The 16146-nt window shown below is 74.8% G+C and carries 17 protein-coding genes; 10 read left to right on the top strand and 7 right to left on the bottom strand.

From position 1 onward, the window contains the following. Positions 1-23 precede the first annotated feature (23 nt). The 3 genes from EV376_RS26155 to EV376_RS26145 are packed head-to-tail and all read left to right on the top strand — an operon-like array spanning position 24 to position 3051. On the top strand, positions 24-1124 hold the full coding sequence (locus EV376_RS26155) for an AAA family ATPase (protein WP_130327488.1): 1101 nt from the start codon (positions 24-26) through the stop codon (positions 1122-1124). Next, positions 1103-2104 carry a DUF58 domain-containing protein gene (locus EV376_RS26150; protein ID WP_130327486.1) on the top strand — a complete coding sequence of 334 codons (1002 nt, stop codon included), beginning with the start codon at positions 1103-1105 and terminating at the stop codon, positions 2102-2104. The genes EV376_RS26155 and EV376_RS26150 overlap by 22 nt, the downstream gene beginning before the upstream one ends. Further along, positions 2101-3051 carry a VWA domain-containing protein gene (locus EV376_RS26145; RefSeq protein ID WP_130327484.1) on the top strand — a complete coding sequence of 317 codons (951 nt, stop codon included), beginning with the start codon at positions 2101-2103 and terminating at the stop codon, positions 3049-3051. Before EV376_RS26150 ends, EV376_RS26145 begins: the two co-directional genes overlap by 4 nt. 49 nt (positions 3052-3100) lie before the next feature. On the opposite strand, the gene EV376_RS30360 is transcribed toward EV376_RS26145, so the two are convergent. The 5 genes from EV376_RS30360 to EV376_RS26125 form a co-directional block, all read right to left on the bottom strand. After that, entirely contained in the window at positions 3101-3253 is a 153-nt protein-coding gene (locus EV376_RS30360) for a hypothetical protein (protein WP_165437928.1), read from the bottom strand. Between the two features lie 235 nt (positions 3254-3488). Continuing rightward, on the bottom strand, positions 3489-4595 hold the full coding sequence (locus EV376_RS26140; protein WP_130327482.1) for an acyltransferase family protein: 1107 nt from the start codon (positions 4593-4595) through the stop codon (positions 3489-3491). Next, entirely contained in the window at positions 4592-5491 is a 900-nt protein-coding gene (locus EV376_RS26135; RefSeq protein ID WP_130327480.1) for an alpha/beta hydrolase, read from the bottom strand. The genes EV376_RS26140 and EV376_RS26135 overlap by 4 nt, the downstream gene beginning before the upstream one ends. Before the next feature lie 101 nt (positions 5492-5592). After that, complete coding sequence (locus EV376_RS26130; protein ID WP_130327478.1) at positions 5593-6255, bottom strand: response regulator transcription factor; 663 nt, start codon at positions 6253-6255, stop codon at positions 5593-5595. Continuing rightward, a complete protein-coding gene (locus EV376_RS26125; protein WP_130327476.1) occupies positions 6252-7478 on the bottom strand; it encodes a histidine kinase in 1227 nt (408 codons plus the stop codon). The genes EV376_RS26130 and EV376_RS26125 overlap by 4 nt, the downstream gene beginning before the upstream one ends. Before the next feature lie 155 nt (positions 7479-7633). Between EV376_RS26125 and fabG the strand changes: the two genes are divergently transcribed. The 4 genes from fabG to EV376_RS26105 all read left to right on the top strand — a co-directional run bounded on the left by fabG (position 7634) and on the right by EV376_RS26105 (position 11084). Next, entirely contained in the window at positions 7634-8338 is a 705-nt protein-coding gene (gene fabG, locus EV376_RS26120) for a 3-oxoacyl-ACP reductase FabG (RefSeq protein WP_130327474.1), read from the top strand. A 17-nt stretch (positions 8339-8355) separates the two neighbouring features. After that, positions 8356-9123 (top strand): enoyl-ACP reductase FabI, encoded by a 768-nt coding sequence (fabI, locus tag EV376_RS26115; protein ID WP_130327472.1) that lies wholly within the window; start codon positions 8356-8358, stop codon positions 9121-9123. Positions 9124-9235: 112 nt separating this feature from the next. Beyond that, positions 9236-10267 carry a ferrochelatase gene (locus EV376_RS26110; protein WP_130327470.1) on the top strand — a complete coding sequence of 344 codons (1032 nt, stop codon included), beginning with the start codon at positions 9236-9238 and terminating at the stop codon, positions 10265-10267. A 37-nt stretch (positions 10268-10304) separates the two neighbouring features. After that, on the top strand, positions 10305-11084 hold the full coding sequence (locus EV376_RS26105; protein ID WP_130327468.1) for an HAD-IIA family hydrolase: 780 nt from the start codon (positions 10305-10307) through the stop codon (positions 11082-11084). A gap of 139 nt (positions 11085-11223) precedes the next feature. On the opposite strand, the gene EV376_RS26100 is transcribed toward EV376_RS26105, so the two are convergent. After that, positions 11224-12018: a hypothetical protein gene (locus EV376_RS26100; RefSeq protein ID WP_130327466.1), complete on the bottom strand. Its 795-nt coding sequence runs from the start codon at positions 12016-12018 to the stop codon at positions 11224-11226. A 216-nt stretch (positions 12019-12234) separates the two neighbouring features. Here EV376_RS26100 and EV376_RS26095 point away from each other — a divergent pair, with 216 nt between their 5' ends. Continuing rightward, positions 12235-13050 carry a DUF3097 domain-containing protein gene (locus tag EV376_RS26095; protein ID WP_130327464.1) on the top strand — a complete coding sequence of 272 codons (816 nt, stop codon included), beginning with the start codon at positions 12235-12237 and terminating at the stop codon, positions 13048-13050. Positions 13051-13107: 57 nt separating this feature from the next. Here EV376_RS26095 and EV376_RS26090 read toward each other — a convergent pair whose 3' ends face one another. After that, the gene (locus tag EV376_RS26090; protein ID WP_130327462.1) at positions 13108-14421 is read right to left on the bottom strand and encodes a serine hydrolase domain-containing protein; all 1314 of its coding nucleotides are present in this window, start codon (positions 14419-14421) and stop codon (positions 13108-13110) included. Between the two features lie 85 nt (positions 14422-14506). Between EV376_RS26090 and EV376_RS26085 the strand changes: the two genes are divergently transcribed. Next, positions 14507-14974 (top strand): NfeD family protein, encoded by a 468-nt coding sequence (locus EV376_RS26085; protein ID WP_130328874.1) that lies wholly within the window; start codon positions 14507-14509, stop codon positions 14972-14974. 4 nt (positions 14975-14978) lie between these two features. Beyond that, positions 14979-16091 (top strand): SPFH domain-containing protein, encoded by a 1113-nt coding sequence (locus EV376_RS26080; RefSeq protein ID WP_130327460.1) that lies wholly within the window; start codon positions 14979-14981, stop codon positions 16089-16091. The last annotated feature ends 55 nt before the right edge of the window (positions 16092-16146 follow it).

Raw genomic sequence — 16146 nt, 5'->3', positions numbered from 1 at the left:
ACCGATCATGCTGTGGAGGACCGGTGGCCCAGCCGACCACGCCCGACGCCACGACCCCGAACGGGTCGGGCCCGGAGACACCCGCCCCGGCGACCACGCCGGCCGAGGACGCGACGCTGCTGGAGCGCGCGTTGTTCGAGATCAAGCGGGTGATCGTCGGGCAGGACCGGATGGTCGAGCGGATGGTCGTCGCGCTGCTCTCGCGGGGCCACTGCCTGCTGGAGGGCGTTCCGGGCGTGGCCAAGACGCTGGCCGTGGAGACCCTCGCCAAGGTCGTCGGCGGGTCGTTCGCGCGCGTGCAGTTCACGCCCGACCTGGTTCCGGCGGACATCATGGGCACCCGGATCTACCGGCAGTCGAGCGAGAAGTTCGACGTCGAGTTGGGGCCGGTGTTCGTCAACTTCCTGCTCGCCGACGAGATCAACCGGGCGCCCGCGAAGGTGCAGTCGGCGCTGCTGGAGGTGATGAGCGAGCGGCAGGTCTCGATCGGCGGCGAGACGCACCGGGTGCCGGACCCGTTCCTCGTCATGGCCACCCAGAACCCGATCGAACAGGAGGGCGTCTACCCGCTGCCGGAGGCGCAGCGGGACCGGTTCCTCATGAAGATCATCGTCGGGTATCCGACCGACGCCGAGGAGCGGGAGATCGTCTACCGGATGGGCGTCGCCCCGCCGGAGCCCACGCCGGTGTTCACCACCGCCGACCTGGTCGCGCTGCAGCGCAAGGCCGACCAGGTCTTCGTCCACAACGCGCTGGTCGACTACGCGGTCCGGCTGGTGCTGGCCACCCGGACCCCGGCCGAGCACGGCATGCCGGACGTCGCCCAGCTGATCCAGTACGGTGCCAGCCCGCGCGCCTCGCTCGGCCTGGTCCGGGCCACCCGGGCCCTGGCACTGCTGCGCGGCCGGGACTACGCGCTGCCGCAGGACGTACAGGACATCGCGCCCGACATCCTGCGCCACCGGCTCGTGCTGAGCTACGACGCGCTCGCCGACGACGTGCCGGCCGACCACGTCGTCCAGCGGGTGATGGCCACCATCCCGCTGCCGTCGGTCGCGCCCCGGCAGAACGCCACACCGGCCGCTCCGCCTGCGGGCGCCGGGTGGCCCGGGCAGCGGCCGTGACCCCACCCACCCGCCGATCCCCCGACGCCGCCCCCCACGACCGCACCGAAGCCGTCCTGTCCCGGCTGCAACTGCTCGTCACCCGCAAGCTCGACGGCCTGCTCCAGGGCGACTACGTCGGCCTGCTGCCCGGGCCCGGCAGCGAGGCGGGCGAGTCGCGCGAGTACCGGCCGGGGGATGACGTGCGGCGGATGGACTGGCCGGTCACGGCCCGGACGACCATGCCGCACGTCCGGCGTACGGTGGCCGACCGGGAGCTGGAGACCTGGCTGGCGGTGGACCTCTCGGCCAGCCTCGACTTCGGGACCGGCCGGTGGCTCAAGCGGGACGTGGTGGTGGCCGCCGTCGCGGCGCTGACCCACCTGACCGTGCGGGGCGGCAACCGCATCGGCGCGGTGATCGGCACCGGCAGCGAGGCGGCCGGCGGTGGCCGGTGGCGCCGGCGGCCGGTGCCCGGGCCCGGCGAGTTCACCCGGCTGCCGGCCCGGTCCGGCCGCAAGGAGGCGCAGGGCCTGGTGCGGGCGGTCGCCGGCACCGAGATCCGCCCCGGGCGGGGCGACCTCGGCGTCCTCGTCGACATGCTCAACCGGCCGCCGCGCCGGCGGGGCGTGGCGGTGGTCGTCTCCGACTTCCTGGCCCCGACCGAGCAGTGGGCCCGCCCGCTGCGCAAGCTGCGGGTACGCCACGACGTGCTGGCCGTCGAGGTGGTCGATCCGCGCGAGCTGGAACTGCCCGACGTGGGCGTGCTGCCGGTGGTCGACCCGGAGACCGGGCAGCTGCACGAGGTGCAGACCGCCGACCCGCGGCTGCGCCACCGCTACGCCGAGGCGGCCGCGGCCCAGCGGACGGAGATCTCCACCGCGCTGCGCGCCGCCGGCGCCGCCCACCTACGACTGCGCACCGACCGAGACTGGCTGCTGGACATGGTGCGTTTCGTCGCCGCGCAGCGGCACGCCCGCACCCGGGGGACAACGCGATGATCCGTTTTCTGCAACCGTGGTGGCTGCTGGCCGTGCTGCCGGTGCTCGCCCTCGCCGCGCTCTACGTGTGGCGGCAGCTGCACCGCCGGGCGTACGCGATGCGCTTCACCAACGTGGACCTGTTGCGTACCCTCGCGCCGAAGGGCCTGGGCTGGCGTCGGCACGTGCCGGCGACCGCGTTCCTGCTGTGCCTGCTGGTGCTGGCCTCCGCCCTGGCCCGGCCGGCGGTCGACACCCGGGAGCCGCTGGAACGGGCCACCGTCATGCTGGCCGTCGACGTGTCGCTGTCGATGCAGGCCGACGACGTGGCGCCGAACCGGCTGGAGGCGGCCCAGGAGGCGGCGAAGCAGTTCGTCGACGAGCTGCCGGAGAGCTACAACCTCGGGCTGGTCTCGTTCGCCAAGGCCGCCAACGTGCTGGTGTCCCCGACCAAGGACCGGCAGGCCGTGGTGACCGCCATCGACGGCCTGGTGCTGGCCGAGTCCACGGCGACCGGGGAGGCGGTGTTCACCTGTCTGGAGGCGATCCGGGCGGTCCCGGCCGACGGGGCGGCCGGGATCCCGCCGGCGCGGATCGTGCTGCTCTCCGACGGCTACCGCACGTCGGGCCGGTCGGTGGAGGAGGCCGCGGCGGCGGCGCAGGCGGCCAACGTGCCGGTCTCGACCATCGCGTTCGGCACCGACGGCGGCCAGGTGGACATCGGCGGCCAGCTCCAGCGGGTCCCGGTGGACCGCCTCGCCCTGGCGGAGCTGGCGGAGACGACCGAGGGGTACTTCTACGAGGCGGCCTCGGTGACCGAGCTGAAGCAGGTCTACCAGGACATGGGCTCGTCGATCGGGTTCCGGACCGAACCGCGCGAGATCACCCAGTGGTACGCCGGGATCGCGTTGCTGTTCGCGCTCTGCGCCGGGGCGACGAGCCTGCTGTGGTCGTCCCGGATCCTCTGACCGGGGCGCCGCGGGCGACGGAGACGGCCGGCGGTGGGGCCGGCGGGGCTCAGTGGCCGCCGCCGGCCAGCACGAAGAGGACGGCCACCCAGACGGCGGCGAGGGTGAAACCCAGCGGTGCGACGTAACGGCTCATGGGATCGGCTCCGGTGGCGGCTGGGCGCGGGCACGGGGCGGCCCGCGAGGGTGGGTCAGTACGCACACACGAAGTCGTGACCGGGCGGCTCCGGCCGCGCACCGGTGCTCCGCCCGGCCGGTGGCCGGGTCGGTGGCGCGGAGGAGCGGGGCTGGTCAGCCGGGGCTGGCGCGGTGGGGCTCAGCGGGGCTGACGGTCGGCCCGGCCACGACTGGGAGGATCGCTATCTCGCACAGCGATCACCTCCAGCGGTCGGCGGGGCCCGGAAGACACGAGCCGAACGACCGGCTCGCAAACGGGATCATCGTACACCCGCCGAGCGCGGCGTCCGCACTCGCCCGATCGGCCGATCCGGCCGGCGGACCAGCGCCAGCAGGACGGCCGCCAGCAGCGGCAGCCAGCAGAGCCGCGCGGCGATCCAGGCCGGGTCGGCCGGGGCGGTGTGCAGGCCGGGCAGCGCGACCCCGGCGCGGCCGAGCAGCACCGCGACGCCGACGAGCACCGGCTGGTGCCAGAGCCAGATCCGGACCGCGTCCCGGTTGACCGCGCCGGCCAGCCGCCCGGGCAGTCGCCGGCTCAGCACGCGGGCCAGCGCCGGTCGGACGGTCAGCCCCAGGCCCACCTGGGTCACGGCGAGCGCCACCGCCAGCAGCGTGGGCGGGTTCAGGTTGGACACCCCGGCGCCCGGTACGCCGACGGCGCTGACCGGGTAGCCCAGCGCCACGAGCGCGGCGAGCCCGGCCGCCCCGGCGGCGGCCAGCCGGGGCCCGTACGGCCGGCCGGGCAGTCGGCCGTCGGCGTGGGCCAGTCCGAGCAGGTAGGGCACCGCCCAGGCGGCCAGCACCCCGACCGGCGCCGGCTCGACGTCGGTCAGGCGGGCCATCAGGTCGGCCACGGCCACCACGCCGACGGCGGGGGCCGCGCAGCGCCCCGGTCCCCACCGGCGCAGGGCGGCCCGCAGCGGACCGGTCAGCGTCACCAGCACCAGCAGCGGCGCCAGGAACCACAGCGGACTGACCGCCAGCGTGAGCGCCACCGTGAGGGTCGCGTCCGGGGTGCCCGCCACGATGGCGGCGAGCAGCACGGCGGACCCGGCGCCGAGCAGGGCCACCGCCGGCAGCACCAGCCGGCCCAGCCGGCGGGCCAGCCACGCGCGGCCTCCCGACGCCCGGGACGCCGAGCGGGCCGAGGCGTACCCGGCGGCGAAGAAGAACAGGCCGATGGTCTGGAACGCCCAGGTGGCGGGGGCGAGGCCGGGCATCGCGGCCAGCGGGCTGGCCTGCGTCAACGAGCCGTCGGAGGTCAGCACCAGGCCGGTGACCAGCCAGTGGCCGAGCACCACGCCGGCCACCGCGTACGCCCGGAGCCCGTCGACGGCGGCGTCGCGCGGCCCGCCGGGGCCGCTCACCGGGCGGCTCCCGCCGGCTCCGTCGTGCCGGTGAGCACCACCGACGCGACCGCGTCCAGTGTCGGGCCACCCGGCGCCAGGTAGCCGTCGTGGCCGGTGACCCCGGCGACGGGCAGTGGCCGCGCCCCGAAGGCGGGGTCGCCGGGCCGGGTGCCGTGCCCCAGGCCGGGCAGGCGTACCTGGGGTACCCGGCGGATCCAGTCCGTCGCCGCCTCGGCCGCCCAGAACCGCACGCCGTCGAGCTGGTCCGCCCGGTCCACGCCGGCGCCGACGCCGCCGAGGGTCACCAGGTCGGTCACCTGCGGCGGCGCGCCGACGGCGGCGTGGCCCACGACCAGCGCGCCGTAGCTGTGCCCGATCAGCGTGATCCGCGCCCGGGGCCGGTGCGCGGCCAGCGTGCGCAGCAGGCCGGCCAGGGCCGCGCCGCCACGCCGGGCGCTGGCCGCACCGGCCGCACCGAACGCCCGGTCGGGCGGGTCATAGCCGAGCCAGGCCAGTACGGCCACCCGCGCCCCCGGCTCCGCCGCCCGCACCGCGGCGTGCACGTCGCGGGCCTGCCGCCCGGGGGCCCGCCGGGCGATCCCGCCCAGCCCCCGGTCGAAGTCGCGCACCGTGCTGCCCACCCCGGGCACCAGGACCGCGATCCGGTCCGCGGCGGCCAGGTCGCCGACGACCTCCACGGCCCGGCCGTCGCCGCGCGGGTCGAAGGCCAGGAACCGCCGCCCCTGCCGCGCCCACCCGTCGTACGGGGGACCGGCCGCGCGCATCGCCGCCGCCGTCACCGGGTACGCCTCGACGTAGCCGGTCACCGGGTCCGGGCCGGGTCGGGCCGGGACGACCAGCCCGGTGCCGAGCACCGCCGCCAGCGCGACCCGGACCACGCCGCTCCACCGCATCGCCGTTCTCCCTCCGCGAGATCCTGCGGTGGGCAGCGTGCGCGGGGCGCCGGCGCCGCGGCGTCACCCCCGAGCGGGGTTCCCGACCCCGTACCGGGGGGTCACTCGCCGGCGGCCACCAGACCCGTCTCGTACGCGAGGACCACGGCCTGGGCGCGGTCGCGCAGGTGGAGCTTGGCGAGGATCCGGCCGACGTGGGTCTTGACGGTCTGTTCGGCGACCACCAGGTCGGCGGCGATCTCGGTGTTCGACCGGCCCCGGGCGATCAGCCGCAGCACCTCGGTCTCCCGGGGAGTCAACGCGGCCAGGGCGGTGGGGCGGGGGCGCCGCCGGTCGGGACGGGCGGCGAACTCGGCGATCAGCCGCCTGGTGACGGCGGGCGCGAGCAGCGCGTCACCGGCGGCCACCACCCGCACGGCGTGCACCAGGTCGGCGGCGGGCGCGTCCTTGAGCAGGAAGCCGCTCGCGCCGGCCCGCAGCGCCTCATAGACGTAGTCGTCCAGGTCGAACGTGGTGAGGATCAGCACGCGCGGCCGGTCGGCCGGCCGGTCGCCGAGGAGTTGCCGGGTGGCCGCCAGGCCGTCGAGCACCGGCATCCGCACGTCCATCAGCACCACGTCCGGGTCCAGGCGGCGGCTCGCGGCGACCGCCTGCGCGCCGTCCGCGGCGTCGCCGACGACGAGCAGGTCGGGCTGGGCGGCGAGGAGCGCCCCGAAGCCCTGCCGGACCATCGCCTGGTCGTCGACGATCAGTACCCGGATCATCCGTTCCCGTCCTCCGTGTGGTCCCAGGGCAACTCGGCGTGCACCGCGTAGCCGCCGTCGGCCGTGTGCCCGGCGGCGAACGTACCGCCGGGGGCCAACGCCCGTTCCCGCATGCCGGTCAGTCCGTGCCCGCTCCCGCGCTCGACCGGGCGGGCCGGGGCGGGATCGTTCTCGACCCGTACGGTCAGGGTCCGCCGGTGCGCGCCGAGCGTGACGCGCACCGCGGCGCCGGCCGCGTGCCGGGCCGCGTTCGCCAGCGCCTCCTGCACGATCCGGTAGGCGGCGAGCCCGACCGGAGCGGGCACGGCCGGTGGCGGGTCGGTGGCCAGGGTGACGGTCATGCCGGCGCGGCGGGCGGTGTCCACCAGGTCGGGCACGTCCGGCAGGCCGGGCTGCGGTGTCACCGGCGACGGTTCCGCCGCGCTGCGCAGCACGCCCAGCAGCCGACGCATGTCCGCCAGCGCGGCCCGGGCGGAGCCGGCGATGGCGGTGAACTCGGCGCGGGTGGGCTCCGGCAGGTCGCCGAGCCGGTAGGGGGCGCTCTCCGCCTGCACGGCGATCATCGACATGTGGTGGGCCACCACGTCGTGCAGTTCGCGGGCGATCCGGGCACGCTCCTCCAGCACCGCCCGGCGGTCGCGTTCCCGCTCGCTCAGCTCGGCCTGCTCGACCAGGGCCGCCTGGCTCTGCCGGCGGCGCCGGATCTGGTCGCCGAGCACCAGCAGGATGACCACCAGGACGGTGACGCCGTGCGCGTTCGCCCGCTCGGCGACGAACAGGTAGACCGGTAGCAGCGTGAGCAGACCCGCCCAGGCCGCCACGCCGGTGTCCCGCCGGGCCGCCACGGCGACGAGGACGAGCAGCCAGCCGATGATCTGCACCGGGTTCCAGGGCCACGGCTCCTCGACGGTGGTGCCCAGCACACCGAGGAAGAGCGCCGGGTAGCCGACGCGCCACGCCCACAGCGGCCGGCGCACGGCCAGCGCGGGTGGGACGGTGGAGGCGACACCCAGTGCGAGCGCCCACGGCTCCGGCAGCCCCCGGGTGTCCTGGAGGTACTGGGCCGCGGCGACGGTGAGGCCGATCGCCGCGAGCAGGCCCGCCTGGACGAGGAACTGCCGCCACCGGGTCCAGCGGACCGCCGGCGCCGGCGCGTCGGGACCGGCGAGGAGCCGGCCCAGGTCGCGCAGGGCCAGCCGCGCGGCGCTGTCCGGTCGGGCCATCACCGCAGGCTACGTCGGTACGCGCGGCGGGTCGTGCCCCCGTGGGTTGACCCGCGTCTCGTACCCCGGTACGAGGTGTCCGCGGTTAGCGCTTACCTGTCGGTAACCCCTAGGCTCCGACGCGACGTGGAGATCGGCTGAGCAGAGGGGGAAGCGTGGCCCGTACCGTGCTCGTGACCGGGGGCAACCGTGGAATCGGTCTGGCCATCGCGCAGGCCTTCGCCAAGCAGGGCGACCGGGTGGCGGTGACCCACCGCGGCAGCGGCGTGCCGGACGGCCTCTTCGGCGTACGGTGCGACATCACCGACAGCGCCTCGGTGGACGCGGCGTTCGACGCCGTGGAGGCCGAGCTCGGCCCGGTCGAGGTGCTGGTCGCCAACGCCGGCGTCACCGACGACACGCTGCTGCTGCGGATGACCGAGGAGCAGTTCACCCGGGTGGTCGACACCAACCTGACCGGGTCGTTCCGGTGCGCCAAGCGCGCGTCGACGCGGATGCTGCGGGCGCGGTGGGGCCGCATGATCTTCATCTCGTCGGTGATCGGCCTCTTTGGCGGTCCGGGGCAGGTCAACTACGCGGCGAGCAAGGCGGGTCTGGTCGGCGTCGCCCGGTCGATCACGCGGGAGTTGGGCAGCCGCAACATCACCGCGAACGTGGTCGCGCCCGGCTACGTCGAGACCGACATGACCGCCGAGCTGCCCGAGGACCGCAAGACCGAGTACCGCAAGGCCATCCCGGCCGGCCGGTTCGCCTCGCCGGAGGAGGTGGCCGCTGTGGTCACCTGGTTGGCCAGCGACGCCGCCGGCTACATCAGCGGCGCCGTCATCCCGGTCGACGGCGGCCTGGGCATGGGTCACTGAACAAGCACGGAGGAGACATGTCAGGACTGCTCGCCGGCAAGCGGCTGCTGGTCACCGGGGTCATCACCGACGCCTCGATCGCCTTCTCGGTGGCGCGGCTCGCCCAGGAGAACGGCGCGCAGGTCGTGCTCACCGGCTACGGCCGGCTCTCCCTGGTCGAGCGGATCGCCAAGCGGCTGCCGGAGCCGGCGCCGGTGATCGAGCTGGACGTGACCAACAGCGACCACCTTGCCGGTCTCGCCGACCGGGTCCGGGAGCACGTCGACGGCCTCGACGGCGTCGTCCACTCGATCGGGTTCGCACCGCAGAGCTGCCTCGGCGGCGGCTTCCTCGACGCGCCCTGGGAGGACGTCGCCACCGCCGTGCACGTGTCGACGTACTCGTACAAGTCGCTGGCGATGGCGGCGCTGCCGCTGATGTCGCCGGGCGGGGCCGTGGTCGGGCTCACCTTCGACGCGGCCAAGGCGTGGCCGGTCTACGACTGGATGGGCGTGGCCAAGGCCGGCCTGGAGTCCGCGAGCCGGTACCTGGCGCTGCACCTGGGCCCGAAGGGCATCCGGAGCAACCTGGTGGCGGCCGGGCCGCTGCGCACCATCGCCGCCAAGTCGATCCCCGGGTTCGAGCAGTTCGAGGACGCCTGGTCCGAGCGGGCGCCGCTGGGCTGGAGCCTCACCGACTCCGAGCCGGCCGCGCGGGCCTGCCTCGCGCTGCTGTCCGACTGGTTCCCCGCCACCACCGGCGAGATCGTCCACGTCGACGGCGGCTACCACGCCATCGGCGCCTGAGGGGTAAGGAAGGGCCCTTCGCAACGCCTCCGGTAGCGGAAGGGCCCCTTCCTGACGCCCGGGACCCGGGGGCCTCGTCCGGCCGCCGCGGCCGGCGGGCAAGAATAGGACCATGGCGTACGACGCGGTGGTGCTGGTTTCCTTCGGCGGGCCCGAGCGGCCCGAGGACGTGATGCCGTTCCTGCAGAACGTGACCCGGGGCCGGGGCGTGCCGCCGGAGCGACTGGCCGAGGTCGCCGAGCACTACCTGCACTTCGGCGGCGTGTCGCCGATCAACCAGCAGTGCCGCGAGCTGCTCGCCGCCGTCCGGGAGGACTTCGCCGCCAACGGCGTCGACCTGCCGGTCTACTGGGGCAACCGCAACTGGGATCCGATGCTCGCCGACACCGTGGCGCGGATGCGCGACGACGGCGTCGAGCGGGCGTTGGCGTTCGTGACCAGCGCGTTCGGCGGCTACTCGTCCTGCCGGCAGTACCAGGAGGACATCGCGACCGCCCGCGCCGCGGTCGGCCCGGACGCCCCGGTCATCGAGAAGCTGCGGCAGTTCTGGGACCATCCGGGGTTCGTCGAGCCGCACGCCGACGCGGTGCGGGCGGCGCTGGCCCAGCTCGACCCCGCGCGGCGGGACAGCACCCGGATCGTGTTCGTCGCCCACTCGGTTCCCCTGTCGGCCGCGGCCAGCGCCGGTCCGCACGGCGGCCGGTACACCGCCCAGCTGGCCGAGACCGCCCGCCTGGTGCACGCGGCCGCCGCCCCGGACCTGCCGTACGACCTGGTGTGGCAGAGCCGCTCCGGGCCGCCGCAGGTGCCGTGGCTGGAACCGGACGTCAACGACCACCTGGCCACCCTCCCCGGGCAGGGCGTCACCAGCGTGGTGGTCAGTCCGATCGGCTTCGTCTCCGACCACCTCGAGGTGGTGTGGGACCTCGACACCGAGGCCCTTGAGACGGCCAAGCAGGTCGGCCTGGACTTCGTCCGCGCCGGCACGCCCGGCACCGATCCCCGCTTCGTGGCGATGGTGCGGGAACTGGTCCGCGAGCGCACCGACCCGGACGGCGCGGCGCTGCGCCGGCGCCTCGGCGAGCTGCCGATGTGGGACACCTGCCCGTCGGTCTGCTGCGTCCCGGCCCGCCGCCCCAACTGACCGCCCCGGCGGCCCGACACCCCCGGGGGTTGACGAGATGCATGACCGCAAGCCCGTCGAGAGTTGGCTCACCGACATGGACGGCGTGCTGGTGCACGAGGGCCAGCCGGTGCCCGGCGCGCCGGAGTTCATCGCCCGGCTGCGCGCCTCCGGCAAGCCGTTCCTGGTGCTGACCAACAACTCCATCTACACCCCGCGGGACCTGCAGGCCCGGTTGGCCCGGATGGGGCTGGACGTGCCGGAGTCGTCGATCTGGTCGTCCGCGCTGGCGACCGCGCAGTTCCTGGCCGACCAGCGGCCGGGCGGCACCGCGTACGTGATCGGGGAGGCCGGCCTGACCACGGCGCTGCACGCGGTCGGCTACGTGCTCAGCGACTTCGCGCCGGACTACGTGGTGCTGGGGGAGACCCGCACCTACAGCTTCGAGGCGATCACCAAGGCGATCCGGCTGATCAACGACGGGGCCCGGTTCATCTGCACGAACCCGGACGCCACCGGCCCGTCGGTCGAGGGCGCGCTGCCGGCCGCCGGTTCGGTCGCCGCGATGATCTCGAAGGCGACCGGGGTGGAGCCGTACTTCGTCGGCAAGCCGAACCCGATGATGATGCGGTCGGCGCTGAACACCATCGACGCCCACTCGGAGACCACGGCGATGATCGGTGACCGGATGGACACGGACATCCTCTGCGGGCTGGAGGCCGGGCTGGAGACCATCCTCGTGCTCACCGGCATCAGCAGCCGCGTCGAGGCCGAACGCTACCCGTACCGGCCGTCGCGGATCGTCGACTCGGTCGCCGACCTGATCGACGAGATCTGACACCGGGGCCCGTCGCCGTCGCGGGCCGCCCGTCCGGGCGCGGCAGGCACGGGACGGCAGCCACCGGGACGGCGGGCAGGCGCGCGGCCGGTACGGCCGGCGGGCGGGCCGGAGACGGCTGGTGGGCCGGCGGGACGGCCTACGGGCGCAGCGGGGCGTTGCAGGCGGCGACCAGCGCCTGCCGGCAGGCGGTGGTCAGCGGGCGCAGCGCGGCGTCGCGCTGCTGGGCCTCGTAGTTGTTGATCGCGCCACCCGGCGCCGCGTGCCCGGCCAGGGCCAGCACCCGGTCGAGCACGGCGGCGCGGGCGAAGAGCCGGCGGGCCCGCGGGTCGAATCCCGGCGGCAGGTCGGTGATGCCGTCGGGGCGGCGCAGCGCCTCCAGCGCGCCGGCCAGCTCGGGACGCCACTGCGCGACGTCCAGCCGGGTCAGCGCGGCGGTGGTCTCGGCCAGGGCGGCGGCCAGCTCCGCCTCGGCCTCGGCGGCGCCGGGCAGGGCGAGCGAGGCGGCCGGGGCGTCGGCCGGCAGTGGGTAGACCCGCCACAGCACGGTCTCGAAGGTGTCCCCGGAGCCGGAGGTGTGCGTGCGGACCTGCGGGATCAGGCCGAGCACGCCGGCGACCACGGCCTCGCCGGCGAGCAGCGCGGCGCCGGCGAAGTCGCCGGGCCCGGGCAGCCCACGCGGGTCACCGGGGGCGGGCAGCACCAGGCGGATGTCGTCGGGCGAGAGCTTGGCGAGCGTCGGCAGCGCCTCGGGCAGCGGGACGTCGGTCCAGGTGCCCGGGGCGTCCGCGACCAGGTGCTCCTCGTCGCCGGCGATGGCGTCGGCGACCTCGTCGAAGGGCACCAGCCCGGCGCGCCACGCGCGCACCCAGGCAACGAACCGGCTGGACCGGCGCGGCGCAAGAGTGACCGCGCCCGCTGCGGGGGTGGACATGCCGAAAGGGTACGTGCTGACGGCCTCCCCTGTCTCGACTGCCGCTCCGGCCGTCCGACTCGCGCCAGGTCGCCCCCTCTCGCGCCGATCATGGAGTTCTGGCCCGCTCTTCGCGGCGTTCAGACCGGTTCGCCCGGGCACCACGTGCAAGACCGACGGGGTGGCGGCGGCGTGCCGTGGCCCGGGGCCGGGGTCGGGAGCGTTAGCGTGATCGACATGGCGGGGCGGTACGACCGGGACGTGTTGGCGGGCGACTGGCGGCGGCGCCGGGTCACCCCGGAGGTGGACGCCGAGATCGATCTTGTGGTCGAGGACGTCGACTCGGGGTTCTGCGGTGCGGTCGTCGGGTTCGAGTCGGGGGCGGTGGTCCTCGAGGACCGGCACGGACGGCGGCGCAACTTCCCGCTGCTGCCGGCGGCGTTCCTGCTCGACGGCCAGCCGGTGACCCTGCGCCGTCCGGCGCGGCCCGTCGTCCCGGCCGCCCGGCGGCGGACCGCCTCCGGCTCGATCGCCGTCGACAACGTACCCGCCCAGGTGGCCAGGGCCAGCCGGATCTGGGTCGAGGGCGTCCACGACGCCGCTCTCGTCGAGCGGATCTGGGGTGACGACCTGCGGATCGAGGGCGTGGTGGTGGAGCCGCTGGACGGCGTCGACGCCCTCGACGCGGAGGTACGCGAGTTCGCTCCCGGCCCGGGCCGGCGGCTCGGTGTCCTCGTCGACCATCTCGTGGCCGGTTCCAAGGAGAGCCGGATCGTGGCCCGGGTGACCTCGCCGTACGTGCTGGTGACCGGGCACCCGTACGTCGATGTGTGGCAGGCGGTGAAGCCGGCGGCGCTGGGCATCCGGGCCTGGCCGGTGGTGCCGCCGGGCCAGCCCTGGAAGGACGGGGTGTGCGCCGCCCTCGGCGTGGCCGAGCCCGCCGAGCTGTGGCGGCGCATCCTCGCCCGGGTGAACAGCTTCGCCGACGTCGAGACGCCGCTGATCAACGCGATGGAGCGCCTGATCGACTTCGTGACCGGGCCGGAGGGGTGAGCCGGCGGGCCCGGCCCTGGGGGCCGGGCCGGCGCACGGCGGAGCGGGGTGGGCCGCTCAGGGCTCGTCGTCCGGGTCGCGGGTGAAGACGAAGGTGGCGATGTCCAGCGCCACCACCGCCCCCGAGCCGTCGCGCAGCACCGACAGGATCTCGCCGTTCTCCGGCCCGTGGCGGCCCCGCCAGCGGTCCGGGCCCTCCGCCACGAACCGGCTGATCCGCTCCCCGCGCACGGCGGCCACCAGCTCACCCTCGCCGGAGTCCCAGGTGACGTCCATCGGCACGCCCATCCACCACCAGCGTCCGGCCAGCTCGGCGATGCCCTCGGGCGCCGGGGTGGCCGGTCGCCACGGGGCCGGGGGCGCCGGCTCGGTGTCCAGCACCAGGTCCAGGATCCGCTGGGCGAGGCGACCGATTCCGCCGGTGCGGAAGCCGTACGAGTTGGCGAAGCCGACCACGGCGGTGCGGCTCGGGCGGTGCACGGTGAGGGCGGCCACGTAGCCGGGCATCGAGCCGCCGTGTCCGACGTACACGCGGTCGCCCCGCCGGACCAGCTCCAGCCCCAGCCCGTGCCCGCTGGTCCACGAGTCGAGGTCGCTGATCACCACGGGCGCGCACATCTCGGCGACACTCTCCGGTGCCAGCACGTCCGGCGCGGGGTCGGCGAGGAAGGCCGCCCAGCGGGCCAGGTCCGTGACCGTGGACCAGAGCTGACCGGCGGGGGCCATCGCCCCGGTGTCGGTCCGGGGCTCCTCGCGCAGCGTGTCGGTGACGGGGTGTACGACGTAGCCGCGGGCGAACGGCTCGGTGGCCGCGTACGTGGTGCGGCGCATGCCGAGCGGTTCCAGGATCCGCTCCCGCACCAGGTCGGCCCAGGGCGTGCCGGTGATCCGTTCGAGCACGCCGCCGAGCAGCCCGTATGCGAGGTTCGAGTAGTGGTACGACCGGTACGGCGGATAGGCGATCTTGTCGGCGGTCAGCCCGCCGAGCAGGGTGGCCAGGTCCCCGCCCGCCGCCCGCTCCCACCAGTCGCCGACCGGCTCCCGCTGCAGGCCGCTGGCGTGCCCGAGCAGCTGGCGCAGGGTGAGCTGGCCGACCCTGGTGCCCGGCAGGTGCCGCTCCAGCGGGTCGTCCAGGGTGAGCCGGCCGGCGTCGCGCTCGCCCAGCAGCAGGGTGGCGGTCATCGTCTTGCTGATCGAGCCGATCCGGTACTGCAGGTCGGCGTCCGGGCGGGGGTGCTCGCCGGCGGTGGCGAGGTGGGCCAGTGCGCCGTCGCGGACCACGCCCATGACCAGCGATGGCGCCCGGCCGGCGGACTGCACCTCGGCGACCATGGTGTCGATCTGGCGGGCGGTACCGGACAACACGGGCACGTTTCCTCCTCGGTGGGCGGTTGTCCGCAGCTTACGGATCATGACGGTTCGATGAAACGTGCATTGGCGTGTCACGATCGTGTACGTGGACGCGGTGCTGTGGATCGTGCTCGGCGTGGTTCTCGCCATAGCCGAGATTTTCACGACGACACTTTTCCTGATCATGTTCGCGGTCGGCGCCTTCGCCGCCGCGGGCGCCGCGGCGCTGGGCGCTCCCGTGGAGATCCAGGCGATCGTCTTCGCGATCGTCTCGGCGCTGACCGTGCTGGGCCTCCGGCCTTCGCTGCGCCGGCGCTCCTCGCTCACCGGGAACGAGGAGCCGTTCGGCGTCGGGGCGATCGAGGGGACCACCGCGCTCGTCCTGGAGCAGGTCGACGTCGACCACGGCCTCGTCAAGATCGACGGCGAGCTGTGGCAGGCCCGCTCCTACGACGCGACCCAGACGTTCGCCCCCGGCGACCGGGTGCAGGTGATCCAGCTTCGTGGCGCGACCGCCCTGGTCTGGCGGGATGACATTTCTTCCCCCGGTGAGCTACCCGACGCGAAAAGGTGAGTACATGGAATTTGTGTTCCCGGCCCTGCTGATCGCCGTGGCGGTCATCGCCGTGGTGACCCTGGCCAAGTCGGTGCGGATCGTGCCGCAGCAGCGCCAGGACGTGGTGGAGCGGCTCGGCCGTTACAAGCGGACCCTGAACCCGGGGCTCAACCTGCTGGTGCCGTTCGTCGACTCGGTGCGCACCAAGGTCGACATGCGCGAGCAGGTGGTCAGCTTCCCGCCCCAGCCGGTCATCACCTCGGACAACCTGGTCGTCTCGATCGACACGGTCCTCTACTTCAAGGTGGTGGACTCGGTCCGGGCGACGTACGAGATCTCGAACTTCCTCCAGGCCATCGAGCAGCTCACGGTCACCACGCTGCGCAACGTCATCGGCTCGCTCGACCTGGAGCGGGCGCTGACCAGCCGCGAGGAGATCAACCGGCACCTGTCCGGCGTCCTCGACGAGACCACCGGCCGGTGGGGCATCAAGGTGACCCGGGTGGAGATCAAGGCGATCGAGCCGCCGCCGAGCATCCGCGACTCGATGGAGAAGCAGATGCGCGCCGAGCGGGACCGCCGCGCCGCGATCCTCAACGCGGAGGGGCACAAGCAGTCGCAGATCCTCACCGCCGAGGGTGAGAAGCAGGCGGCGGTGCTGCGCGCCGACGGTGACCGGCAGGCCCGCATCCTGCAGGCCGAGGGTCAGGCCAAGGCGATTCGTACCGTCTTCGACGCCATCCACCAGGCGAACCCGAGCCAGAAGGTGCTCGCCTACCAGTACCTGCAGGCGCTGCCGCAGATCGCCAACGGCACCGCCAACAAGGTCTGGATCGTCCCGGCCGAGTTGAGCAAGGCCCTGGAGGGCATGGGTGGCGCGCTGGGCGGGCTGAGCAAGATGGTCGGCGACGAGCCGGCGCCGGAGGCCGCCGACGGCGCCAGCCAGGTCGAGCGCGAGGCGGCCGAGGCCGCGCAGGCCGCGGCGGCCGCCGCCCAGGAGATCCACGACGAGGTACGTGTCGCCGAGGCGCAGGCCACCGGCGGCAAGGGCGCGCCGCAGGGGCTTCCGGCGCCCGAGCCGGTCTCCCCGGCGAGCCTGCTCGCCGATCCGGCCGACCAGCGCGAGCGGGGCTGACCGGAGACCGGTCCAGCAAATACGAGAAACACTCATGGGGCGCTCCGGTGCCTGC

Source organism: Micromonospora sp. CNZ295 (assembly GCF_004217535.1).
Note: the sequence above shows the minus strand (reverse complement) of the source record. Positions and strands in the feature narration are given on the sequence as shown.

What these genes read in the sequence shown, in the direction of transcription:
- EV376_RS26145 (WP_130327484.1), top strand. Translation starts at nt 2,101, where the DNA reads ATGATCCGTTTTCTGCAACCGTGGTGGCTGCTGGCCGTGCTGCCGGTG.
- EV376_RS26135 (WP_130327480.1), bottom strand. Translation starts at nt 5,491, where the DNA reads ATGCGGTGGAGCGGCGTGGTCCGGGTCGCGCTGGCGGCGGTGCTCGGC.
- EV376_RS26130 (WP_130327478.1), bottom strand. Translation starts at nt 6,255, where the DNA reads ATGATCCGGGTACTGATCGTCGACGACCAGGCGATGGTCCGGCAGGGC.
- EV376_RS26125 (WP_130327476.1), bottom strand. Translation starts at nt 7,478, where the DNA reads ATGGCCCGACCGGACAGCGCCGCGCGGCTGGCCCTGCGCGACCTGGGC.
- fabI (WP_130327472.1), top strand. Translation starts at nt 8,356, where the DNA reads ATGTCAGGACTGCTCGCCGGCAAGCGGCTGCTGGTCACCGGGGTCATC.
- EV376_RS26110 (WP_130327470.1), top strand. Translation starts at nt 9,236, where the DNA reads ATGGCGTACGACGCGGTGGTGCTGGTTTCCTTCGGCGGGCCCGAGCGG.
- EV376_RS26105 (WP_130327468.1), top strand. Translation starts at nt 10,305, where the DNA reads ATGCATGACCGCAAGCCCGTCGAGAGTTGGCTCACCGACATGGACGGC.
- EV376_RS26100 (WP_130327466.1), bottom strand. Translation starts at nt 12,018, where the DNA reads ATGTCCACCCCCGCAGCGGGCGCGGTCACTCTTGCGCCGCGCCGGTCC.
- EV376_RS26095 (WP_130327464.1), top strand. Translation starts at nt 12,235, where the DNA reads ATGGCGGGGCGGTACGACCGGGACGTGTTGGCGGGCGACTGGCGGCGG.
- EV376_RS26080 (WP_130327460.1), top strand. Translation starts at nt 14,979, where the DNA reads ATGGAATTTGTGTTCCCGGCCCTGCTGATCGCCGTGGCGGTCATCGCC.